We start from the raw sequence: 23,633 nt of genomic DNA on the forward strand, positions 1-23,633 counted from the left end.
AATACAGCACGAATTTTGATAAACGCAGCAATATTTGATATGGATGGGCTGTTGGTGGATTCTGAGCCCCACTGGCGCGCTATGGAACGGGTTGTTTTTGCCACAGTTGGCCTGCATCTGACTGATGATGAGTGTAAACAAACGACAGGGCTGCCCATTCCCGATGTAATACACTATTGGTTTGCCCGTGCTCCCTGGACAGAAGAGGCCGCAGCCGGACGAACCCATCAGGACCTGGCCAATGCCATTACCGACGGTGTTCACGAACGAATTGCTAATCTGGCCGAACCTATGCCCGGTGCTATTGACGCATTACAGTTCTTTACTGACCGGGGCATCCCAACCGCCATTGCCTCTGCTTCTCCCATGAGTTTGATCGAAGTTGTTGTCAATCGGCTGGGTATTCGGCCTCTATTGACTTTGTGGCACTCGGCTACACTGGAGGCTCGTAATAAACCGGCCCCCGATGTATACCTGGGCACTGCCCGAAAACTGAATGTGTTGCCCGCCACTTGTATTACGTTTGAAGACTCTGGAAACGGGCTCAAATCGGCTTATGCTGCGGGTATGCATACGGTAGCCGTACCTGCCGAATTTGAATACAACGACCCGAAATTTACTATCGCCGACCGGATCATCCCTTCTCTTACGGCGTTCTCGGCCGATCTGTTTGAGACATTTCTAGTGAACAAATGAGCTTTCCCAATTCCTAAACCGTGCCTTGTGCACTCTATAAATTGTATGAAAATTTATCAACTCGATGCCTTTACCGACAAGCTGTTTGCCGGTAATCCGGCGGCTGTGGTTCCGCTCAGCGAATGGTTGCCTGATGAGCAGATGCAGCGAATTGCTGCCGAGAACAACCTTGCTGAAACGGCTTTCTACGTGAAAACGGACCAGGAGAGTACGTACCATATCCGCTGGTTTACGCCTACTGTAGAAGTAGACCTGTGCGGTCATGCGACGCTGGCTACTGGCTATGTTGTATTTTTTCTGGAAAATGAAGCGCTGGAAACGGACCAGATTTATTTTAACTCCCGCAGTGGTCAGTTGAAAGTTTGTCGGGGTGAAAATGCCTGGCTAACCCTCGATTTTCCGGCCGATGTGGTGCAGAAAGCCAATGTACAGCCCCCTTCCCTTATTACCAGTATGGGCGAAAAACCGCTGGCCATCTTTAAAGGCAAAACCGATTACATGCTTGTTTACGAAACCCAGGCGCAGATTGAAGCACTGGACCCCGATTTTCGGGAGATGAGCAGTGTACCCGCTCGGGGTGTCATTGTAACGGCACCGGGTGATGCGGGGGGCGATGCCGTCGATTTTGTTTCCCGTTTCTTTGGTCCGCAGTCCGGCATCGATGAAGATCCGGTGACTGGCTCAGCTCACACAACGCTGGTGCCTTACTGGGCCGAAAAACTCGGCAAAACTGAACTCACCGCCCGGCAGCTTTCCAAACGGGGAGGCTATCTGCGCTGTAAGCTAAACGACAACGGCGAAACACCAGCCCGAGTCGATATTTCGGGGCAAGTTCAATTGTACCTAACCGGCGAAATTCATTTGTAAAATCTGATAGAAGCGTAGATCGAACGGACTTGTATCCGTTCGATCTACGCTTCTATCCCTGATAAAAATTCTACACTATTTTAATTTGTAATAAATCTAAATAGACGTACTTTTGTTGCCTTAAACAACGAGTACAAATGACTGTCGAATCAACTTTATCGGAGTATACTGAATTATCTGCCAATGCGAAGGTCCTCATTCAGACTAATCCTTTTCTGAGTCAGGAGTGTATCTTGAAAAAGTGTTGCAAAAAATATAAAAAGGGCAAACGCTGTAAGAAGTGTCCGGATTGATGGATATTCGATTTTGATCTGATACTGCTTGTCATTCCTGTTCGTCCGATGGAAGTGAGTTATCTACTTTGTCAGGAGTTACCGTCGGAATCTAATCTAACGTCGCTACTCGCATTACTTGGAGACATATTCTCCAATCAATCTGCTGCTGAAATACAGGCAGAACTAACCTATCAGATATCCCGAACTGGTCTGCAAACCATACTGGCCCTAAACGATGGTCGGGTTATTGGCTGCAAACTGGGTTACGAACGTAAGCCTGGTCAGTATTATAGCTGGCTTGGTGGCGTTCACCCCAACTTTCGGAGTCATGGCATTGCCTCCGAACTCATGCGTCGGCAGCATGACTGGTGCCGGCAGCAGGGCTACCAAACTATCCGTACACAAACCTACAATCAGTGGCGCGGAATGCTGATGCTTAACCTCCGGCACGGCTTCGACATCACCGGCACTGTGCAGGGTAAACACGGGCTCACCATTGTTCTGGAGAAGCGGTTGTAAACGGAACCCAAGCCCTTTCTTTGTTGTCATTAGGGCAGATGCATCTCTATCTTCATATACCGTTCTGCAAACAGGCCTGCCATTATTGCGACTTTCATTTTAGTACCAGTCTGGGGCAGAAGTCAGCTTTGGTCGATGCGCTTTGTACGGAAATTGCCCTGCAAAAAAGCTACCTGCCCCATCAGGCACTGGAAACTATTTATTTTGGCGGAGGCACACCTTCCTTATTGACGGAGGCCGAGTTAGCGCAGATTTTTGAAACCATTCACGCTCATTTTTTAGTTTCGCCAACGGCCGAAATCACCCTTGAAGCTAACCCCGATGATCTTGATTCTGGGAAGCTTCAGATGTTGCGTCGCTATGTTAACCGGCTCAGTATTGGCATTCAAACGTTCGATGAGACTACGCTCCGCTGGATGAACCGTGCGCATACCGCCACGGAAGCAGAAGTATGCATTGGGCTGGCGCGGCAAGCGGGATTTGAGAATATGAGCGTTGACCTGATTTACGGAATTCCGGATAGAGACAACCAGGCGTGGCAGCTTGATCTGCAAAAAATACTGGCACTCAACGTGCCCCACCTCTCGGCTTATGCCCTGACGATTGAACCCGACACCGCTTTTGGGCGCTGGCAGAAAAAAGGGAAATTGCCCCCTGCCGATGAGGACATTGCCGCCGGACAATTTGAGGAGTTAACAAGTGCGCTAACAACGGCAGGCTACGCCCATTACGAAATATCGAACTTTGCACGGGATGGCCAGTACGCCCGGCACAACACGGCTTATTGGCAACGGCGGCCATACCTGGGCATCGGGCCGAGTGCCCACTCGTACAATGGCCACTCGCGGCAATACAATCTGGCCAATAATGTCCGTTATATTGCAGCGATTAGCCAGGGAAAGCTTCCCACCACGCGGGAGGAACTGACCGTTGCCGATCAGGTCAATGAATACCTGCTGACTGGTTTGAGGACCCAGTGGGGCTGTTCCCTGACGGAACTCGATACGATGCTGGGGGGCAATTTTTCGGCGATACAGGCCCGCGATCTGGCTGCTATGTACAAAACCGGCTGGCTGGTTCGGCATGGCGATATACTTCTGCTGACTCAGGCCGGTAAACTCTTTGCCGATCGGGTAGCCGCTTCCTTATTCGTAGACGCGTAAATCACCTTTTTTTGCCAATTAGTTGTTAATTCGCACCAAAGCGCGGGATTCCAGCCGCCTTACTGTTATTTTCGCGGTATGCCCTCACTCGTATGAACCCGCAACGTCCTGCCAATACCTTCCGTACACCTCCCCAGCAAGGGCCACGCCCGAAGGCAGGGAATGCGTCTACCCAGCGCCCAGCGTCATCCGGGCGTGCTTCATCGACAGAAAAACGGGACTCGGGCAGATTTGCGAAGGTTCGCCGGTTCATTCGTCAGCAACCACTGCTGGAGCGGATTTATTGGATTATGCTGAAGACGTTCCTTTGGCTTTTCTTTGGTTCATTCGGGTATGTAATTGTGTTGAAGTACGTACCCGTTTGGGTGACGCCACTGGTTGTTTCGCGCTGGGTAGAGACCTTCGGCACGGATGAAAACAGCCATGTGTATAAAAAATGGCGACCCTACGAGAAAATCAGCAAAGAAGCCGCTTTGGCCGTAGTATCATCGGAAGATCAGAATTTCCCAACGCACTGGGGATTTGACTTCGACGAGATTCAGGATGCCATCAAGGAAAACCAGACGCGCAAGCGGCCCCGCGGGGCCAGTACGATCTCCCAGCAGGTGGCTAAGAATGTGTTTCTCTGGAATGGCCGTAGTTATATCCGAAAAGGACTTGAGGTTTATTTTACCGCCCTGATCGAGTTGATCTGGGGCAAAAAACGCATTCTGGAAGTCTACCTGAACGTTGCCGAAACCGGGCCGATGACCTTTGGTGTGGAGGCCGCGTCGCAGCGGTATTACGGGCATTCTGCCGCGTCGCTTTCCCGGGATGAAGCCGCACGGATTGCAGCTGTATTGCCAAACCCGCGTTTATTCTCCATCAAAAAACCATCCAGTTACATTCAGCGCCGAACCCGGCAGATTGCCCGGCAGATGCGCTATCTGGGTGGGCAAAAGTACATTCGGGATTTATAGGGTATAGTTTATTCTTCTACATAGTCCAGATCCTTCGTAAAGGTTTCTTCCAGAAAAGCCAGCGCAACGAGCGCAACGACCAGTGTAAGCAACCCCACCGTTAATGCACTGTAGATAGTACCCAGAGCGGGCTTCAGTTGAATGAAAAGTGCACTCAACGGGATGGTTGCACCCCGAACAAAGTTCGGTACGGTGGTAGCCACGGTGGCACGGAGGTTGGTCCCAAACAGTTCGGCGGCAATGGTGATGAACAAGGTCCAGTAGCCATTGGCAAAACCCAGACAAACGCAGACGGCATAAAACAATGTAATATCATGCACTGGTCCCAGCAAATAGACCAGCATAAACGCCAGTGACGCCAGCATAAACAGCCGGATGACCCGTTTCCGACTTTGCAATGACTGGCTCAGAAACCCACTTACTAAATCGCCCAGTACCTGCCCTGAAAAGCTTAACATGACAGCTTTTCCAGCCACCACAGGTTCGCTCAGATTCAGGGCTTTGCCGAACTCCGGCGAGAACGTGATCAGTATGCCAACCACAAACCAGATGGGTAAACCGACCAGTATACTTTGAATATATTTGACGAGTCGCTTTCGGTTAGAAAATAGCATCAGCACGTTGCCGCGAGACAGCTCTTTACGTTGTGAGTTCAGAAATAACCCTGATTCCAGCACGTTGAAACGTAGCACCAGCAGCAACAGACCCATGCCGCCACCAATGAAATACGAGATACGCCAATCGAACAGGTCGGCCATGAAGTAGGCCAGAATGGCACCCAGAACCCCCATCGTAGCCACCAGTGTAGTGCCGTACCCTCGAATTTCTTTGGGTAGGATTTCTGTAACGAGCGTTATGCCCGCACCCAGTTCGCCTGCCAACCCAAGGCCCGCTATAAACCGGAGCAATACGTATTGGTCGAGCGAGGTAACGAACCCATTGGCAATATTGGCCAGTGAATACAAAAGGATAGACCCAAAGAGAACGGAAAGCCGCCCACGTTTATCGCCCAGAACGCCCCAGAATATTCCACCGATCAGCATACCCGCCATTTGCGCGTTGAGCAGTAAAATACCTTCGCTCAGTAACCGGTCACCATCCACACCCAGCGCTTTCAGACTAGGCACACGCACAACACTGAACAGGAACAGGTCGTACATGTCAACCAGATAACCAAGAGCTGCAACCAGTACCGGCAGTTGCAGCAACTGGCTGATGACGGTTCGGTTTGTCGAAGGTGGTGCAGGGGTAATCATATATCTATAAGCGTTAATGGAAGAGTCAATTAAATTGATTTTGATGGCGGACTGTTATGCTGGTGTTGTGTTGTCGGGTCTGAGGAGCCGACAACACAACACCAGCTACACTACAATAAAGCGGAGCTATACCTTTTCCGACACGACAAATGGTGCGCGGTATTTGCGGGTCAGCATCTGGTTCGCTTCTTTATCGCCAACAAATACTTCGGTTTTGGGATCGAAATGCAGGGTGCGGCCCAGACGGTAGGCAATGTTGCCGAGATGAGCTATGCCCGACGCCAGGTGCGCCGTTTCGACGGGACCGTTTTGCTTTGCTGTGTCCCGCGCCCGAACGGCTTCGATGAAGTTCAGGTAGTGATCGCCCCCTTCGTTACGGGCCGGACCGGGTGCCCGCTCTTTACCCAGGAAGGTTTTGTAGTCCGAATAGCCATTGATGACCATATAGCCCTTATCGCCATAGAAGATGTTACCTATTTCAACGCCGTCTTCTTTATTGGTCATCCAGGGACGAACCTCAAATTGGATCACCTTGCCCGATGATGGGTATTTATAAACCGAGGTCAGGGTTTCGGGCGTTTCCTTGCAGTCTTTCCAGAGGAATTTGCCGCCCGCCGAGGTGATTTCCTCGGGAAGCCCTACGTCCAGGCCCCACATGCACAGGTCGGTTTCGTGGATACCCTGATTGCCAATGTCGCCGTTACCGTAGTCCCAGAACCAGTGCCAGTTATAGTGAACGTAGTTTTTACTGAATTCCTTCGCTTGGGCAGGGCCTTGCCACATATTCCAGTTCAGTTCAGCCGGAACGGGGGAGGTGCCCTGATTTCCGATATCCGGTCGCCATTTATACACAAGCCCCCGAGCCATATACACATTGCCAATCAATCCGTCGCGCAGGTGTTTGATGGCTTCCTGAATGGCTACAGAACTCCGCAGTTGTACACCATGCTGCACAATTCGCTTGTAGTGATGGGCCGCTTCGACCAGTTTTCGGCCCTCTCGCAGGTTATGGGCACCAGGTTTTTCGACATATACATCTTTACCCGCCTGACACGCCCAGATAGCTGCCAGCGCATGCCAGTGGTTGGGGGTGGCAATGCTCACGACGTCGATGTCCTTGTCGTCGTAAACCTGCCGAAGGTCGGCCTGAGTTTTTACCTTTTTGTTGTACTTCTTCTCAAACGCATCGGCCCCAGCCTGAAGAACATTGCTGTCGACATCGCAAAGTGTGGCTACTTCTACATCTTTCAGGCGCGAAAAGCCCTGAATGTGATCTTTACCGCGCCCGTTGATACCAATAACACCTACGCGCACCCGGTCGTTAGCACCAAACGCACTCGCCGGAACAAACGTTGGCATACCGATGGCTGCCAGCGAACTAACGGCCCCCGCCTTGAGGACGAACCGTCGGGAAACTTGTTTTTCGTTCATGATTTTGAATTGGTTTAGGAAAGGTAATTCACAGACCGAGCCGCCGAAACGGATTCACGGAGTAAGGATAGGTTCACGGAGATTTTTGTCAACCTCATTACTTATTTATCGTTAGCTGAGGCATCAACAAACCACAACCAAGCTATAGTCTCGGTATTGTCATTCCTCCATCGACCAGAATAACCTGTCCGGTCGAGTAGGGGAAATCGCCCTTAGCCAGCGAGGCAACAGCGCGGCCTACATCGTAGGGCAATCCCCAGCGTTTTTGTACGGTCAATCCACTGTCGATCAGTGCGTCGTATTTGGCGGTTACGCCAGCCGTCATATCTGTTTTGATAACGCCCGGCCGAACTTCGTAGACCGGAATGTCATACTCCCCCAGTCGGGCGGCAAAGAGCTGGGTAGCCATACTCAGGCCCGCTTTCGCTACGCAATATTCGCCCCGATTTACCGACGCCACCGTGGCCGAAACGGACGATACGTTGATGATACAACCCCAAAAATCAGTCTGTTCGAAACGCTGGGCAATCATCCAGTTGGCTGCTGCCTGCGTCAGGAAATAAGCTCCCTGCAAGTTGGTCGACAACACATACTGAAAACTTTCTTCGGTCGCTTCCAGAATGTCCCGCCGTTCTTTGGGCGCCACGCCCGCATTGTTGACAAGTACATTAAGGCGTCTAAAATGAGCATTGATCGAGGCCATCATGTCTGCGCGAGCTTCACGCGAGGCAATATCACCGGGGCAGTAAAGCACATCGCTACCCCGGCTTCGTAACGCGTCCAAGACGTCCCGTACGGCATCTTCTGGCCGAACGCCATTAATGGCCAGGTCGAAACCAGCATCGGCCAATTGTTCGGCAATGCCGTAGCCAATTCCACGGCTACCCCCTGTTATGAATGCTACCGGACGACGTTCCATTCTTTACAGGCTTTCTTTTATCGCTTTAAGTTGTTCAGCTTCGGGGCTTTTCTTGTAGAGTGTGTCCAATGGATAACAACCCGAAATAAGCCCATTGCGGGGCGCCGTAGTACAGTCCGAAAAAGTGCGGCAGATGAGGTTACGGACGAGCGACTTGCCCGCCAGCATATCGGCAGGCATGGTCGGGTATGAGAGTACCATACGCCCAAAACCCACACTATCGGCCATGCCATTTCGCAGTACACTTTGGGCCACATTGGGTAGCCACTCCTGCAAGTACGAATAGCCTGAGCCAATAAAGACTAGTTCGGGAAATGCCTGCTTCAGCTCGTTTGTCACGTCGATTTGCCGCTTCACGCCCAGCAACGGATCTTCTGGAGGGAGGTAGCCATCAGAAGGCGGAAACAGGGCCGGCCGCATCAGGTGCGGGTTATAGTAGGGACTTCCTCCAGTAATGCACACCAACTGAATGCCGAGCGATTGTGCCAGTGACAGGAAGGCTTTAGTCTCCGTGAGGTCAGGTGCCAGACCGTTATCGTTACCACCAAAGGCAAACGGATACTGGTCCGCAGTTTCGGGAACACCCACCGCAGCAGGCCCTTTTTTGAAGGGTAACATATCGAAAGCACTCAACCGAATGCCGATGCCCAACCCCGGAGCAACCTCCCGGATACCCGCAACGATGTTTCGCAAATAACGTGTTCGGTTCTCAAACGATCCGCCGTAGCGTCCCTCACGACTAACGGCGCTGAGAAACTCGTGGCCCAGATAGCCGTGGCAGTGTTTTATGTCCACAAAGTCATACCCGGCTTTCTGCGCCAGCACAGCCGCTTCTACATATTGCTCAATGATGCGGTCGATTTCGTCGTCTGTAAGTGTCGGGTAATCGGCCTCCATGCCGAACTTGCTGTTCAGAAACGGGTGGCTGTACAGAATCTTGGATTCAAACGCCTTATGACTCTTTGGCTTGCAAAAACGTCCCGAATGCGTTAGCTGAAGACCAATCACTAAATCATCCGTTTGCCCGAATGCTGCGGTATGCTCATCGAGAAGCAGTTGGCGCAGTTCGACAAAATCCGGGAACGTTTCGTCGTTCATGACCAACTGGTTCGGGTTGGCTTTTCCCGAATGGCAGACCGCAACAGCCTCGCAACCGAACAATAATTTAGCTCCACTGATCGCAAATTTCTTCCAGCGGTTGCGGGTAAAATCGGTAGGGCGACCGTCGAGGGTTCCGTCCCAGCCTTCCATTGGTAAAATACAAAGGCTGTTGCCGATAGTTTTACCCGAATTAAGTGAGATCGGCCGGTTGAAGAGGCTTTCGGTTGGAGATAGTAAAGTATCGTCGAACGGCAGGTCGATGTCGTTTTTTGTCAGGTAGTTCCGCAGATCATCAGCCGTTTTTAACTGGGCCATGCGGGGGTAGGCGGGTTTGTATTTCTCACTCATTGCGGTAGGGTCGTTTCTAGGTTCTTCAATTAAGCAATCCGCGGTTCGGCGATCTGCGGTTCGGCGATCTGATTGAAGAAAGTGTAGTACGGTTCGTTACGGATAATGCGTTGCAGGTAAAGGGCTACTTCGCGGGCGTGGTAATCGCCCCACATGCTCGACTCTCCATTGGCAATCTTGCTGCCACTGGGTACATAATCCCAGCCGTTGGGTTGATGGTAAATCGAATGAAGTAGTAAGCCCTGATGCGCCGGGTTGGTGCTTAGATAAGGCTCATCGAATAAGGTATTCAGTACGGTCAGGCCCGCCTGGTAATACCGTTTGCCTGCTTCAGAATTGCCTTTGGCGATCAGGTATTTTCCTAGCCGTAAGAGCCCTTGTGCGCCAATGGCAGCGGCCGAACTGTCGACCGGCTCGAAGTCATTATAGGGGTCGGCGGGGCGGTTGAGGTAGTCGCTCAGGCGGTGTAAGTTGGGCGCCCCCGTGTCCCAGTAAGGAATGCCATCGGTTGGGGTATGGTCGATGTAAAAGTCGCAGGTGGCGGTGGCTGCTTTGAGCATATAGGCTTCAATGTACGCCCGGCCGCCGAAGGCATCCAGCTCGGCATCGTCGCGGGTTTCGAGCCATTCCAGCTGTTCAGGAAAACCGCACATAGCCCAGGCCAGGCCGCGGGTCCAGGTGGTAAAGCCCGAATACCCCTGTTGCGAGTTTGGGCAACGGAAATTGCCATCTCGAACGTTAAACACGCTTTCGTGCGCCGTACGGCCCCATATGTCGTAGGAATCGCGGCCTTCGCCATAAAAAACGGAGTAGTCGGCGGTGGCTTTGATGTGCTGAAGGGCCCGGTCGAGCAGGTTAATTTTTACGTCGCCTTCGCCCTGAAAAACATGGCCCAGCGAATGGCTCAGCACCAGCGCCCTGCACGAACGGATGGTGTCGACAAAAAGCGAATGCGGACCGTTGAATGAGCTGATGAAGCCCGCTGCGCCATCCGGGCCGCTCTTGATGGGTGTCCAGCGGCTGGCCTGTACGGCACCAGAAATCTTGAGGGCCAGTTCGTAGAGGTTTTTCTCCCACTCATTGAATTCAATTCGGCCTTCCCGCATAAGGCGAAGCAGATTTCCGTAAGTGCTCACATTGTTGAATCCGTGGTCGTGAACACCGATATGGCTAATATGAGGAGCCATGACGGAAAGCGTTTTCTGGCGACCTGCGTCCAGAAATTCTGTTTCGTTTGTGGCATCGAACTGCAAAATCGCTGATCCGAATTGAAAACCCTGCGTCCATTCGGTCCAGCCACGGGTGGTATATTTTCCCTGTACCGTAAAAACGGGAGAGCCTTGGCTTACATCGTATTCGTTGTCAATTAGTTGTATTTTCTGGCCGGAAAGCGCCCAGAAATGGTCAAGTTTCGATGAAAGGTCTGTAGGTTGTAAAGAATCGTTAATCAGCATTGAAGCGGGGCGTTTCCGTTTTTCGATGGGTACTAGTTTATCCGGGAATAATCTAAAACCAGAAAGAGCCGGAAGCCAGAACGCTACTCTAAAGCGTACCCGAAAATGTTAATTCGGATAGGTCTAAACCGAACAGTAGCCGTGTACTAATCTACTAAATTACAAAAGCCGGAAGAGTACAAGTGTTCATCCAATTTAATAGTTATGTCAATTTTTGAGATGCGATTTTATCTGGAACAACCTTTGGCTTGGTCATAGCAATTACAAAGTCCAAGCCAGAGTTTGGCCCAGACGAAATCGCATCTACTATTTAATTTGGAAAAATTACTAGAATACACCCTGCCCGAAGAAATGCGGCAGAGCGACAGGCTTATTGTGCAGAATAAGAAAATAAACCAGACATCCCAATACTAAATAGCTGAATGCCAGCCATTTTCTTTTTTGGGCGAATTCGGCGGGGTGGTGGTAGTAATCGTAAATCATGGAAGCCGATAAGCCCATGACCATCAAAAAGAACGAGAACACCCCAAAATCTGTTCGATACACACGCACAGACTGCATGAACGGCGCCCCGGACACGATGTAGAGCAGCCAGGCTGCAAATCCTGCCCGATACAGGTAGATGCTGAGCCGCCGATCGTTTTTAAGGTCGAAAAGGTCGTCTGTGAATTTCTCGGACATGATTTTCTGCCATTTGGGCAGGTGAAAATACGAATTCTTTACTTTAAACGCAAAAAAGACAATGCTTGATACACAACCGGTTGAGACCACTCATGAATTTAATACAATGCAGGTCGAGCTGGTGCGCGTCGACGATGGGTTTCATTTTGAAGCAGTTGGCAAATCGGGCGTCGCCCAGCACATTGATGCCGCCACCGACATTGGTGGACATAATGCCGGGGCTCGTCCAATGGAAATGTTGCTGATGGGACTGGCCGGCTGCTCGGCCATTGACGTGATCCTGATTCTTAAGAAGCAAAAGCAGGTTATCGAAGATTTCCGGCTTAAAGTAGATGGCTTGCGGGAAAAAGATGCTGTGCCCGCACCTTTCAAGAAGATTCACATTACATACTTGCTGAAAGGCCAATTGAATGCGGACAAAGTGAAGCGGGCGATTGACCTGTCAATGGATAAATATTGCTCGGCAACGGCCCAGTTTCGCCCATCGGCCGACATTACCTATTCGTTTGAGATACAGGAATGAATTTAGTAGAGTAGGTAGTTGACACAATCTACCTTTCCATTATTTATGCTGATAGAACAATGGCTTAGTTTTTGCATAAATTTGGTCGAATCGCGTTAATGCGTTAAGAACCTAAATAACTGCTTTTACCATGAAAAAGGCCATTCTGGGAGTTGCTTTATTGACTACACTCACTACTTTGTCATTTGCCGGTGAAATCCGGAAAGAGAAGAAAGCGAAAAAAGCTAAAACGGAAAATTGCGAGAAAACTTCCTGCGAAAAGGGAAGCACTCATGCCTGCTGCATGAAAAAAGCACAGGCATAATTCCTCACTACCGTATGTACTTTTCCTCCCCCCTCGACCTTTTTGGCGAGGGGTTATTTTTTTATAAAGTTTGTATGACGATTTTTGTCCATGCAACAGTATCACGATCTGCTTCGCCACATTCTGGCCAACGGCACCCGCAAAACCGACCGAACCGGTACCGGAACCATCAGCGTATTTGGCTACCAGATGCGGTTTGACCTACAGGATGGTTTTCCACTACTCACCACCAAAAAGGTACACACCAAGTCGATCATCCACGAATTGCTATGGTTCATTAAAGGCGATACCAATATTAAATACCTGAAAGACAATGGTGTTTCGATCTGGGACGAGTGGGCCGACGAAAATGGCGATTTAGGACCGGTATATGGTAAACAGTGGCGCAGTTGGGCTGGTCCGCAAGGGCAGGTTATCGATCAGCTGCAGGACGTGTTGCGCCAGCTTAAAAACACACCAGATTCGCGCCGGATCATCATTTCGGCCTGGAATCCGGCCGATGTGCCCAGCATGGCCTTGCCACCCTGCCACCTGTTGATGCAGTTTTACGTGGCCGATAACAAGCTGTCCTGTCAGCTTTATCAGCGGAGTGCCGATGTGTTTTTGGGTGTTCCGTTCAACATTGCCAGTTATGCATTACTTACCATGATGATTGCTCAGGAGTGCGGTCTGGAAGCCCACGAATTTATCTGGACCGGGGGCGATACGCACCTGTACCTGAACCATCTTGATCAGGTGGAAACCCAACTCGCTCGCGACTTCCGGCCCCTGCCAACCATGCGCCTGAATCCCGATGTTCGTTCGATATTCGACTTTACTTACGCCGACTTCACGCTCGAAAACTACAACCCACATCCAGCTATAAAAGCACCGGTAGCAGTGTGAATAATGATGTATGATGTAGGCCAGGCTATACATCATACATCATTATTGACTTACCAACTTCTGGTATTCCCGTTCGATCATGTCCCGTTCGTTATTACGGAAAATGGTGAAATAGTGCGTCGCCAATCCAATACCCCAACCCAGCATTGAAAAAATTGGCCAAGGAAAAAGAGTGCCTGAATGTGTCGATGTTGTATTGATAACAAACGAGCTGAACGCCCATATAAGCCATAAACCTGTGTTGATGACCAGATAAGCCCGCAGGTGCATCCGAAAACCGACGCGGGCTTTCGCTTGTTTCCATAAATAAGGATCTCGTTGGGGTGTATTTTGTGCCGTTTCCATGAGCTTGATGCGTTTTAATTAAATCATGTGTTTCGATGGCATAAAGATGGTGTGCTCTGACAGCAGACTTCCCTGAATTCTGACCAATTGCCTAACTTGCGGAGTGAATCCCCCTATTAGCATGACCAATTCTGAAATAGTTGACCTGCTCGAACTGACCGGCCGGTTAATGGAACTCCACGACCGCGATGCGTTCAAGACGCGCTCATACCAGACAGCCGCGTTTAATTTAGATAAATCCACAGCCGACCTTAGTAATCTGCCCGTCGAAGAACTGGTGAAGCTACAGGGCGTTGGAAAATCCGTTGCGCAGAAAATTCGTGAGATCGCCGAAACGGGCCGACTGACGGAACTTGATGAGTTACTGGCCCAAACGCCCCAGGGGGTTCTGGATATGTTTCGTATCAAGGGGTTGGGCGTTAAAAAGGTGCGGACGCTCTGGCATGAGTTGGGAATAACAAACCTCCGCGATCTCCAGCTGGCGGGTGAAAACGGTCAGATTGCGAAGATCAAAGGATTCGGTGCCAGTACGCAGGAGAAAATCCTGGCCGCTCTGGAATTTCTTCAGGAACAGCAAGGTAAAGTCCGCATGGATAAAGCCGCCATGATTGCCAATCTGCTCGTGGAGCGGCTGACGCCCCATTATGAGCGCGTTGAAATTAGTGGTCAGGTGCGCCGGAAAGCGCAGGAAGTGGATGTTATTCAACTCCTAATCCAGACCAGCGACCCTGTCTCAGCCATGCTGACGCTGAATGGGTTGGATAATCTGGAACAGAATGTCCCCGACTCGTCGCCCTTTGTCTGGCGTGGACATCTGGCCGGTTTCGATGTGCTGGTCGAATTGCTGTTTTACCCTGCTGAACAACTCAGCCGACAGTTGTTCATTCAAACGGCCACCGATGCGCATTTGAAACAGGCCGGTACGGGGGGCGTTCCTTTGTTGCAGGTAGCCTACTCAAGTGTCCTGTCCGAATCTGCCGATGCGGCCAACGTAACGGAAGTAGAAACGGCCATTTACCAAAAAGCTGGTTTGCCGTATATCGTGCCTGAAATGCGCGAAGATGACTTTGCCTTTCGCTGGGCCAGTCGCTACAGAAATGAGGAGCTTGTTACCTGGGATGATCTGAAAGGAACGCTGCACAACCACAGTACTTGGTCGGATGGGAAGCAGTCGGTGGCGGATATGGCTGCCTATTGCCAGAAGTTGGGTTTAACGTATTTTGGCATTGCCGACCACTCCAAAACAGCTTCGTATGCCAACGGGCTGGATGCTGAGCGTGTTCGTCAGCAACAACTAGAGGTTGACGAGTTGAATAAAGGCTTTGGGGCTGATTTTCGCATCTTCAAAGGCATTGAATCGGATATTCTGGGCGATGGTTCGTTAGATTATGATAACGAGACACTGGCTACCTTCGATTACGTAGTCGCATCAGTTCACCAAACGTTGACCATGTCGGAAGAAAAGGCCACTAGCCGGCTGCTGCGGGCCATTGAGAATCCATATACCACTATTTTAGGGCATCCAACCGGCCGCTTACTCCTCGCCAGAGAAGGCTACCCCATCGACCACCGGGCCATCATCGACGCCTGTGCAGAACATAACGTCATTATAGAAATCAACGCCAGCCCCTACCGGCTCGACATCGACTGGCACTGGATCGAGTACGCCATGCAGCAAGGCGTCAAATTGAGTATAAACCCCGACGCCCACGATTTTGCCGGTTTATTGGACATGCATTATGGAGTAGCCGTCGGCCGAAAAGGAGGCTTAACCAAAGCCATGACCTTTAATGCACTGACCTTGGCTGAAATGACGGAGTATTTAAAAAAAACACGGGCCGAGATACGTAAGTGAAGAAGAATTAGGCTGAAGAAGGATTAATTATTAGTTAATGAAGATAGGGAATAGGGTAAATATATTGACTTATTACTTTATCATGTTAGTTATCAGTTAACTGGCCAGCCTAATTCAGCCTTTCCTAAACCCGGCTCTATGTATTTATTACGTTTACTGTTGCTGTCTTTATGGCTTTTCAATGGGGCGTTCGCTCAGCAAAAAAATGATTCGGGTAGCAACACGGCTACATTTTCTGCAACGGGTTATGTGCGGGACGCAAAGACGGGTAAGCCGATTCAGGGCGTCAATATCGTAGTGCTGAACGTATCGAAAGGGTACGTTACGGCTAAAGATGGTTTTTATACGGTACAACTTCCGCCAGGAAATTATATTCTCCGCTTCTCACACGTAGGCTACCGCCCTAAGCAGGACACCATCTCCCTGCAAAAAACGTTGTTTCGTGAAGTCGCTATGGACGATGATGCCAAAGACCTTGACGAAGTTGTGGTTACCAGCGAAACCCCCGACCGGAATGTTCGGAAAGTCGAAATTGGGGTTTCTCAACTGACCATTCGCAGTATTCGGCGGATTCCGCCACTGATGGGTGAAGTCGATGTTGTGCGTTCGCTGCTGCTGTTGCCCGGTGTTACAACGGTAGGCGAAGGCGCACCGGGTTTCAATGTCCGGGGGGGAGGTGCGGACCAGAACCTGATTTTGTTCGACGAAGCCCCGGTATTTAATTCGAGCCACTTGATGGGCTTTTTCTCGGTATTCAATCCCGACGTAGTTCGCGATGTCACACTGAATCGGGGTGGGGTAGCGGCTGCCTTTGGCGGACGAGCCTCCTCGGTACTGGATGTGAAAATAAAGGAACCCGACGCCACGAAATGGGGTATCAATGGCGGAATTGGGCTTATTTCGAGCCGACTGGGTGTTGAGGGGCCGATCATCAAAAACAAACTGTCTTTTCTAGCCGCTGTACGAGCTTCATTCAACGACTTTCTCTTTAAGCTGGCCCCGCCAAACCTGAGAGGGACACAGGCCAATTTTTATGATCTGACATCGAAACTCAAATACCAGCCTAACGAGAAAAACACGATAACCCTTACCGGATACGTCAGTACCGACGTCTTCAAACTAGCCTCCGACTCACTGTCCGGTCAGGAAATCAACGCATCATCGACTCGCTTCAATTACCAGACCATGAACGCGGTATTGCGCTGGAATTACTTCATGAGTAAGCAGCTCAATCTGGCTACATCCTTAATTCTGAGCCGGTACCAGGCCGATTTATCGTCGCCCGATTCGGCCAACGCTTTTCAGTTGAAATCCGGGGTGTGGCACCGGCAGGTTAAGTCAGATCTGACGTTTACACCTAACCAGGTTCACCAGTGGCAGGTGGGCGTGAGCGCTATCGATTACCTGGTGCAGCCGAATACGCGCATACCAGGCCCGTACTCAAACGTTCTTCCCGTCGACTTGGCCCGTGAATGGGCCTATGAACTGGCTGCTTATATCCAGGACGAATGGAAACTGAATACGAATATTGCCATTATCGCAGGTCTGCGCTATTCTGCTTTGCTTAACCGAGGACCGGCTGTTGTACGAACTTACCTGGAAAATGGGCCGAAGGAAGACGAAGCGGTAACGTCAACAAAAAGCTATGACGCCGGTAACGTGTACCATACGGCGGGTGGGTTGGAACCCCGGCTGGCGATTCGCTGGACGGTGGGCGACGGCCGGGCCATAAAAGCGGGCTATAGCCGCCTGCGCCAGTACATTCAGCAGGTGACAAATACCACAGCGGCCCTGCCAACCTCGCGCTGGCACCTGAGCGACATGTTCACGAAACCCGTTATTGCCGATCAATGGTCGCTGGGGTACTTTACCAACACCACCGACAATGCCATTGAAGCATCTGGCGAGGTGTATTATAAAACCCTGACCAACGCCATTGATTACCGCGACGGTGCCGAACTGCAACTGGCGCAGGCCGTTGAAACACAAATTGTGCAGGGGAGTGGGCAAGCTTATGGCCTGGAAGGATTGCTCCGGAAAAACAAAGGCCGCTGGACAGGCTTTATGAGCTACACCTACGCCCGCACCTTCCTGACCATGAACAGCCCGTATGTGAGCGAACGCGTAAATAATGGGAATCCCTACGCAGCTAATTACGATAAGCCGCATACACTGAACATTCTGGCGACACACCGCCCAACGAGCTGGTTCAGCCTGTCGCTGAATTTTACCTATAGTACAGGCCGACCAACGACTCAGCCATCCGCTATTGCCCGTGTAGCCAGTATACTTGTCCCTATCTACCTCGACAGAAACCAGCAACGCGTACCGGACTATCACCGGCTTGATTTCTCCATGACATTTGAGCAAAATCCCCTCAAGAAAAAGAAGAATCAGAGTAGTTGGGTCTTCTCCGTCTATAATGTGTACGCCCGTAAAAATGCGTATTCGATCTTTTATAAGCTGAGTCCGGCTTCGGCTACAGATGCCTACAAGCTGTCAATTTTTGGAACCGCTTTCCCATCGCTGACCTATAATTTCAAGTTTTGAGAAAGGCGCTTGTAAGTAGCCATACCCTTCCGGTTGAAGGCTGTGGTCTGCCAAGATTTAATGCCGATAGTTGACTTAACATATTAAAAATGAGGGTATTATGCTGAAAATAGGGCATTACGCCGGGATGTTGATAATACTGCTCACGGTTTCATGCGTAACGGAATTTCAGCCGGAAGCGGTCAGTATTCCGCCATCCCTGGTTGTTGAAGGGCAGGTAACCGACCAGCCGGGGCCGTATACCATTAAGCTTACCCGCACGGCCAATTATTCCTTCAAAAGCCTGAATCTGCTCGAAACGGGTGCTACGGTCCTTATTTTGGATGATCTAGGTAATCAGGAAACCCTGAAAGAGCAGGCACCGGGCGGGGTGTACCTGACCAACGCTAACGGCCTTCGGGGCGTAGTTGGACACAAGTACCAGCTTACCATTAAGACTCAATCAGGAAAAAAGTATGAATCGGATAGAGAAGTACTGCCGGCCGCTCCGCCAATTCTCAACCTTTATTATCAATACACCAAAGAGCCGGATGGACTCAACCTGGCAAAAAAGCAGGGTTGGAACGTCTACCTGGATACTAAAGACCCCGATACACTGGGCAATTATTACAAATGGAACTGGACGAACTACGAGTTCATTACGGTCTGCTCGAAACGGGAATCAGCCAGTGGAGTAATCACCGGACTGGGTTGCTGTTCGAATTGCTGGGATATTACCCGTTGCTATACCTGCGTCAATATAAATTCGGATGCCAATATCAACGGAAAAGCGATTAGTCGCCAGTTTATTAGCCGGGTGCCCTACAAATCGACAAGTCCCTATTACCTTGAAATTCAGCAGCAGGCGATTAGTGCAGGAGCCTACACGTTCTGGAAAAGCGTCCGGCAGTTGACCGAAAATACAGGTGGCTTGTTCGATGCCGCTCCCTCAATTGTTCGGGGTAATATTCATTGTACCAGCGATCCGGCCGAAATGGTTTACGGCTATTTCGGGGCCACTGGTATATCCGAACATTCCATTACAATTGATCGAAGTGCGGGTGAAGGATACCCAGATGCTGACCCGCCGGTCACGGCTTTCCAACCCATAGGTTGTGCTGCCTGTGAAAATAATCTATACCGAACACCCAATAAGCCGCGCTGGTGGTAATTATGATGAATACGGAAATAATGTTAGCCTCAACACGGATACTGAAACAAGGCCTTGGTTTTTTGGGACTTATAGCTTGCCTGTTTTCCTGCATAACTCCCTTTCAGCCAGATACGGTTCGTGTCGAGCCGATGCTGATTGTCGATGGGCAGATTACGGACCAGCCTGGCCCCTACACCGTGAGGCTTACACGTACGTCTGATTACTCGATCAAGAGCGTGAATTTGCTAGAGCCCGGTGCTACAGTCGTTATTGCGGACAATCTGGGTAATCAAGAGACTTTGAACGAACAGTCGCCGGGGGGCGTGTACCAAACGAGTGCCAGCGGCCTTCGGGGTGTGCCGGGCCGACGATATACCCTGACGATTCAGACAAGGGCTGGGAAGCGTTACGTGTCGGAGTCAGAAGTGATGCCGGCCGCTCCGCCGATTCAGAAATTATACTACGAATCCAACTACGCACCGGCTACCGGTATAGCTAGTCAGCGTCAAACCTGGGCCGTCTATCTGGATACCAAAGACCCCGACACCCTTGGAAATTATTATAAGTGGAACTGGACCCACTACGAGATGCCTACGGCCTGTAAGAAAACCTTCGTAGCGTCCGGAAATTACTATACCGGCATCTCGTGTTGCTCCGATTGCTGGGACATCACCCGTTGTTATACCTGCGTCAATATTAATTCAGATGCCAATATTAACGGAAAAGCGATCAGCCGCCAGCCCATTACGGATGTTCCATTTACTTCATTTAGTCGATATTACCTGGAAGTGGAACAGCAGGCTCTGAGCAAGAGTGCTTATCAGTTCTGGAAACGTGTGCAGCAGTTGACCGGAAATACCGGCGGATTATTTGATGTAGCTCCCTCGTCGGTGCCGGGTAATATGAAATGTACAACTACACCGGGAGAACCCGTTTATGGGTATTTTGGCGCTGTTGGCATTTCTGTTAGTTATTTGTATGTAGACCGGAGCACAGGTCAGGGAGGGCCCAATCTGGACTTGCCGACGGTTATACCCTACCCGACAAACCCTTCCTGTATCGTTTGTGAAAACAGTCTGTACCGAACGCCGAATAAACCCCGTTTTTGGACTTATTAACCGGTTTGGTGAGATGCGACAAATAAAATAGTTTTGTAGAAATGATTACACCATGGCCTCCCCGGTAAATATTCTGATTCTACAATTTGCATCCATAGGCAATGTTGTCTTGACATCGCCGGTTGTACGTTGCCTGAAGCAACAACTTCCCAATGCTGTAATTCACTTCTGCACCAAAGCTGACTATCAGCCAATAGTATTACATAACCCATATATTTCCGAACGGCATTATCTGGATGGGAACGTAGTCGAGCTGATTCGGACGCTACGGGCTCAAAAGTTCGACTACGTAATTGACTTGCAGCATACGTTCACCAGCAGGTTGATTAAAACCGCCTTGGGCGTTCAGTCTTTCAGCGTTAAAAAACAGTCGTTTCGGAACTGGCTTTACGTATACTGTAAAGTGAATGCTCTCTCCGAACAACACGTCGTTGAACGATACCTGGCAACGGTGCAGCCGCTGGGCGTTGAGAACGACGGACGGGGGCTGGACTACTTCATCCCGTATAAGGATGAGGTCGAGTTCGACTGGCTACCGGCCACCCACCAGAATGATTATGTGGCTTTCGCGATTGGAGGACAGCACCTGACCCGGCGATTGCCCCTGCCCCGGATGATTGAACTATGCCGCAAAATAAATTACCCGATAGTACTTCTGGGTGATAAAAACGACCGGAAGGTGGGTAACGCCATTATGAAGGCCATCGGCGAACGGCAGATTTATAACGCCTGCGGTTATTTTAATATCAACCAGTCGGCCTCCATATTAAAACGGGCTCGCCTTGTATTCAGCCATGATACCGGACTGATGCACATTGCCGCAGCTTTTCGTAAAAAAGTCTACTCAATCTGGGGAAGCTCGACTCCTCAACTCGGGTTTTACCCGTATAAAACTCCGCACGTTCGACTTGAAGCCGCCGGGTTGGGGTGTCGTCCGTGTTCCGCTACAGGTGCTGACGAGTGCCCAATGAAACACTTCAATTGCATGAACACGCTATCCTTCGACTTTGATGTGAAGGAGCTGCGCACGAAAAAGAAGAATTTCGAGTAAAGAGAGCGGACTACAGGAAACGCGTCCCATCAGTTGTTTAGCTAATAGACCGAAGGAGTAAGCCTGCGACGGCAGCCCCACCGATTACCGCTAATTCAGGCGTTTTTTTGAATTGGTAAAGTAGACCCACGGTTATCAGTGCGATCAACAGGTAGGGTATATCAATTAACCTCCGTCGGGCCAGTACAACGACGGCACCGGCAATGGCTCCGATGGCAGCAATGATTACTCCGTCTACAAAGGTTTTGACACCCGGATGTTTTCCCCACCGTTTGATGTAAGGCGCGGGCAGTATGGTGAATAGATAGCAGGGCAAAAATGTAGCTATCCCGGCAACACACGCACCAGGAAAGCCAGCCACCAGATACCCAATAAAGGCAACCGTGATCACCACGGGCCCCGGCGTAATCATGGCTACGGCTACAGCATCTAAAAACTGCTGTTCGTTGAGCCAGCCATACTCTTTCACAACACCCCAATAGAGAAACGGCACGATAGCCAGCCCGCTTCCGAAGGCAAAGGCCCCAGCTTTGGCAACAAACAGCGCCAGTTGCCCCCAGTCTGGCGTCTTTCGTTTGCCCGGAGCGGCCTGGTAGGTGTGCAGAATCCTCCGCAGGAGTCGCTCTGTAGGGCTTTGCGTTTGTTTGACCGACTGTAGGTGTTTGGCCCAGCTGTAAAGTGCATTGTAGATCAGTAGCTCCTGGGCGAGTAACTGCTGATCGGTGCTGATATTGAAGGCTAATCCCGCCGATATCGCCCATAAACCAGCCGCTTCGGGCGCTACTATATGATCGTCAGTATCGGCACCCCGTACGAAGGCGGCAATGCGGTACAGCGCCGAATCATCGAGTTTATGCTTTTGCAGGATATAATCAAACGTGCACCGGTCTTCGTAGTGACTGTATTCAACATCCGGTATGTCAAAAGAACAGCATCCAGCTCCTGAGCCTGGGCAATAACCTACGATTCGGCTACAAACCGAATGTCGGCCGTTGGGTCGATGAATCGCTGGATAAACCACGAACAGGCTAGTGGGTCAATTTTCGGCTGTTCGCGGGTAGTCCAAATCATGCGTTGCTGAATGTATAGACAAAGGTATCAATTTGTGCTGGTCGAGCGTGAACGCTCTAGCAGTTGCTGAACCCGATTCGCTACCATATCGACGGTGATCCAGTTCAGGCAGGCCAAATCGCCCCGAAAGCAGGGTCTGTTGCCGAAAACAGAGCACGGGCGGCAGGGAAGTACATCAGGAGAAATTTGCACGACAGCTTCTTCCCCTTGTCCCCAAGGACCAAAACCCGCATCAGGATGGGTGGACCCCCAGATGGACACCACCGGCACCCCGCTCAACGCGGCCAGATGCATATTTCCGGAGTCCATGCAAACCATCCCTGTCAACCGGCTGATCAGGAGTAATTCGGCGGCCATCGAAAGCTGACCCGCTACCAGAACCGCCTGTGGAAACTGTTGTTGCAGGTCTTTTAGTCGGGTGATTTCATCGGGGCCGCCCCCAAATAAAAAGATGGTAATGGGCTGTTGGTCATACAGTTGAGGCAGTAAAGTCGCAACGTAGTCAAAGGGCCACATCTTTTGAGTATGCTGCGCAAAAGGAGCAATACCCAGCCAGGGCGTATCGGTACGAACCGACGGATTTCTTAAAAAAGCAGCCAGTTCCTTCTCGGCAGCGGGTATTGGCGGAAATGTAAATGGCTTTATGGGGTCAAGGTCAAAGCCAGCGGTCTTAAATACCCGGGCGTATCGGTCTACGCTATGCGTTAGTTGCCTGCGGATTTTATTGGTCTTTCGGGTCAGCGCATTTTTTTCAGCGCGGCCCTTGTTGATTGTAAAGGATGGCACCCCTGTCAATTGAAACAGCCGCTTCAGAACGGCAGAGCGTAAATTCTGGTGGGCATCAATAACAACATCGAACGAAGCAATTTGCCGAAGTTCTTTCACCAACTGAAGCAACCCTGAAAGTCCCTTGTGGCGACCCTCAAAGTCTGCTCCGATGATACGAACCCCCGGAAGCTGCTCAAAGAATACGGCAAATTTGGCCCGTGTCACCAACGTAATGGTGGCATCAGGGTAACGCTGGGAAAAGGACTGAACAACGGGGGCCAGCAGGGCAACATCGCCCATGGCTGAGAAACGTAGAAGAAGCAGTTGCTTCATAAAATATCAGAAAGGGTCATTCGTGGTCA

Annotated in this window: 23 protein-coding genes; 13 read left to right on the forward strand and 10 right to left on the reverse strand. The window is 50.6% G+C overall.

The window, feature by feature from the left end; translation table 11 throughout:
• The first annotated feature begins 15 nt into the window (after nt 1–15).
• The 5 genes from hxpB to mtgA all read left to right on the forward strand — a co-directional run bounded on the left by hxpB (nt 16) and on the right by mtgA (nt 4,479).
• Nucleotides 16–696, forward strand: coding sequence for a hexitol phosphatase HxpB (hxpB, locus tag NT073_RS14105; protein ID WP_297374515.1), 681 nt, complete (start codon nt 16–18; stop codon nt 694–696).
• A gap of 45 nt (nt 697–741) precedes the next feature.
• Nucleotides 742–1,563 carry a PhzF family phenazine biosynthesis protein gene (locus NT073_RS14110; protein WP_297374518.1) on the forward strand — a complete coding sequence of 274 codons (822 nt, stop codon included), beginning with the start codon at nt 742–744 and terminating at the stop codon, nt 1,561–1,563.
• A 341-nt stretch (nt 1,564–1,904) separates the two neighbouring features.
• Nucleotides 1,905–2,357, forward strand: coding sequence for a GNAT family N-acetyltransferase (locus NT073_RS14115; protein ID WP_297374521.1), 453 nt, complete (start codon nt 1,905–1,907; stop codon nt 2,355–2,357).
• Nucleotides 2,358–2,395: 38 nt separating this feature from the next.
• Nucleotides 2,396–3,520, forward strand: coding sequence for a radical SAM family heme chaperone HemW (hemW, locus tag NT073_RS14120; RefSeq protein ID WP_297374524.1), 1,125 nt, complete (start codon nt 2,396–2,398; stop codon nt 3,518–3,520).
• Between the two features lie 92 nt (nt 3,521–3,612).
• A complete protein-coding gene (gene mtgA / locus NT073_RS14125; RefSeq protein ID WP_297374527.1) occupies nt 3,613–4,479 on the forward strand; it encodes a monofunctional biosynthetic peptidoglycan transglycosylase in 867 nt (288 codons plus the stop codon).
• A gap of 8 nt (nt 4,480–4,487) precedes the next feature.
• On the opposite strand, the gene NT073_RS14130 is transcribed toward mtgA, so the two are convergent.
• The 6 genes from NT073_RS14130 to NT073_RS14155 form a co-directional block, all read right to left on the reverse strand.
• Nucleotides 4,488–5,735 (reverse strand): MFS transporter, encoded by a 1,248-nt coding sequence (locus NT073_RS14130; protein ID WP_297374530.1) that lies wholly within the window; start codon nt 5,733–5,735, stop codon nt 4,488–4,490.
• Between the two features lie 126 nt (nt 5,736–5,861).
• Nucleotides 5,862–7,166 (reverse strand): Gfo/Idh/MocA family oxidoreductase, encoded by a 1,305-nt coding sequence (locus tag NT073_RS14135; RefSeq protein ID WP_297374533.1) that lies wholly within the window; start codon nt 7,164–7,166, stop codon nt 5,862–5,864.
• A 142-nt stretch (nt 7,167–7,308) separates the two neighbouring features.
• Entirely contained in the window at nt 7,309–8,085 is a 777-nt protein-coding gene (locus NT073_RS14140; RefSeq protein WP_297374536.1) for a 3-ketoacyl-ACP reductase, read from the reverse strand.
• 3 nt (nt 8,086–8,088) lie between these two features.
• Nucleotides 8,089–9,534, reverse strand: coding sequence for an NADH:flavin oxidoreductase (locus NT073_RS14145; protein WP_297374538.1), 1,446 nt, complete (start codon nt 9,532–9,534; stop codon nt 8,089–8,091).
• Nucleotides 9,535–9,563: 29 nt separating this feature from the next.
• On the reverse strand, nt 9,564–10,988 hold the full coding sequence (locus tag NT073_RS14150; RefSeq protein ID WP_297374542.1) for a glycosyl hydrolase: 1,425 nt from the start codon (nt 10,986–10,988) through the stop codon (nt 9,564–9,566).
• 327 nt (nt 10,989–11,315) lie between these two features.
• A complete protein-coding gene (locus NT073_RS14155; protein WP_297374545.1) occupies nt 11,316–11,669 on the reverse strand; it encodes a hypothetical protein in 354 nt (117 codons plus the stop codon).
• A gap of 61 nt (nt 11,670–11,730) precedes the next feature.
• Here NT073_RS14155 and NT073_RS14160 point away from each other — a divergent pair, with 61 nt between their 5' ends.
• The 3 genes from NT073_RS14160 to NT073_RS14170 all read left to right on the forward strand — a co-directional run bounded on the left by NT073_RS14160 (nt 11,731) and on the right by NT073_RS14170 (nt 13,381).
• Nucleotides 11,731–12,192, forward strand: a complete 462-nt coding sequence (locus tag NT073_RS14160) for an OsmC family protein (RefSeq protein WP_297374548.1) — start codon at nt 11,731–11,733, stop codon at nt 12,190–12,192.
• Nucleotides 12,193–12,322: 130 nt separating this feature from the next.
• On the forward strand, nt 12,323–12,496 hold the full coding sequence (locus tag NT073_RS14165) for a hypothetical protein (protein WP_297374550.1): 174 nt from the start codon (nt 12,323–12,325) through the stop codon (nt 12,494–12,496).
• Between the two features lie 90 nt (nt 12,497–12,586).
• A complete protein-coding gene (locus tag NT073_RS14170) occupies nt 12,587–13,381 on the forward strand; it encodes a thymidylate synthase (protein WP_297374553.1) in 795 nt (264 codons plus the stop codon).
• A 42-nt stretch (nt 13,382–13,423) separates the two neighbouring features.
• On the opposite strand, the gene NT073_RS14175 is transcribed toward NT073_RS14170, so the two are convergent.
• Nucleotides 13,424–13,726, reverse strand: coding sequence for a 2TM domain-containing protein (locus NT073_RS14175; protein ID WP_297374556.1), 303 nt, complete (start codon nt 13,724–13,726; stop codon nt 13,424–13,426).
• 121 nt (nt 13,727–13,847) lie between these two features.
• Between NT073_RS14175 and NT073_RS14180 the strand changes: the two genes are divergently transcribed.
• From NT073_RS14180 to NT073_RS14200, 5 genes are all read left to right on the forward strand, one after another.
• Nucleotides 13,848–15,581, forward strand: a complete 1,734-nt coding sequence (locus tag NT073_RS14180) for a helix-hairpin-helix domain-containing protein (protein WP_297374559.1) — start codon at nt 13,848–13,850, stop codon at nt 15,579–15,581.
• Between the two features lie 138 nt (nt 15,582–15,719).
• A complete protein-coding gene (locus tag NT073_RS14185) occupies nt 15,720–18,131 on the forward strand; it encodes a TonB-dependent receptor (RefSeq protein ID WP_297374562.1) in 2,412 nt (803 codons plus the stop codon).
• Between the two features lie 100 nt (nt 18,132–18,231).
• Nucleotides 18,232–19,281: a DUF4249 domain-containing protein gene (locus NT073_RS14190; protein WP_297374564.1), complete on the forward strand. Its 1,050-nt coding sequence runs from the start codon at nt 18,232–18,234 to the stop codon at nt 19,279–19,281.
• A gap of 20 nt (nt 19,282–19,301) precedes the next feature.
• Entirely contained in the window at nt 19,302–20,381 is a 1,080-nt protein-coding gene (locus tag NT073_RS14195) for a DUF4249 domain-containing protein (protein WP_297374566.1), read from the forward strand.
• A gap of 52 nt (nt 20,382–20,433) precedes the next feature.
• On the forward strand, nt 20,434–21,432 hold the full coding sequence (locus NT073_RS14200; RefSeq protein WP_297374569.1) for a glycosyltransferase family 9 protein: 999 nt from the start codon (nt 20,434–20,436) through the stop codon (nt 21,430–21,432).
• A gap of 37 nt (nt 21,433–21,469) precedes the next feature.
• On the opposite strand, the gene chrA is transcribed toward NT073_RS14200, so the two are convergent.
• Genes chrA through NT073_RS14210 form a run of 3 tightly spaced genes read right to left on the reverse strand, consistent with a single transcriptional unit; the run spans nt 21,470 to nt 23,604 of the window.
• Nucleotides 21,470–22,438 (reverse strand): chromate efflux transporter, encoded by a 969-nt coding sequence (gene chrA / locus NT073_RS14205; protein ID WP_366107319.1) that lies wholly within the window; start codon nt 22,436–22,438, stop codon nt 21,470–21,472.
• A complete protein-coding gene (locus NT073_RS33375) occupies nt 22,393–22,503 on the reverse strand; it encodes a chromate resistance protein ChrB domain-containing protein (RefSeq protein WP_366107297.1) in 111 nt (36 codons plus the stop codon). Before NT073_RS33375 ends, chrA begins: the two co-directional genes overlap by 46 nt.
• Before the next feature lie 27 nt (nt 22,504–22,530).
• The gene (locus NT073_RS14210) at nt 22,531–23,604 is read right to left on the reverse strand and encodes a glycosyltransferase family 9 protein (protein WP_297374575.1); all 1,074 of its coding nucleotides are present in this window, start codon (nt 23,602–23,604) and stop codon (nt 22,531–22,533) included.
• Between the last annotated feature and the right edge of the window lie 29 nt (nt 23,605–23,633).

The organism is Spirosoma sp., assembly GCF_026391055.1.
Classification (GTDB): domain Bacteria; phylum Bacteroidota; class Bacteroidia; order Cytophagales; family Spirosomataceae; genus Spirosoma.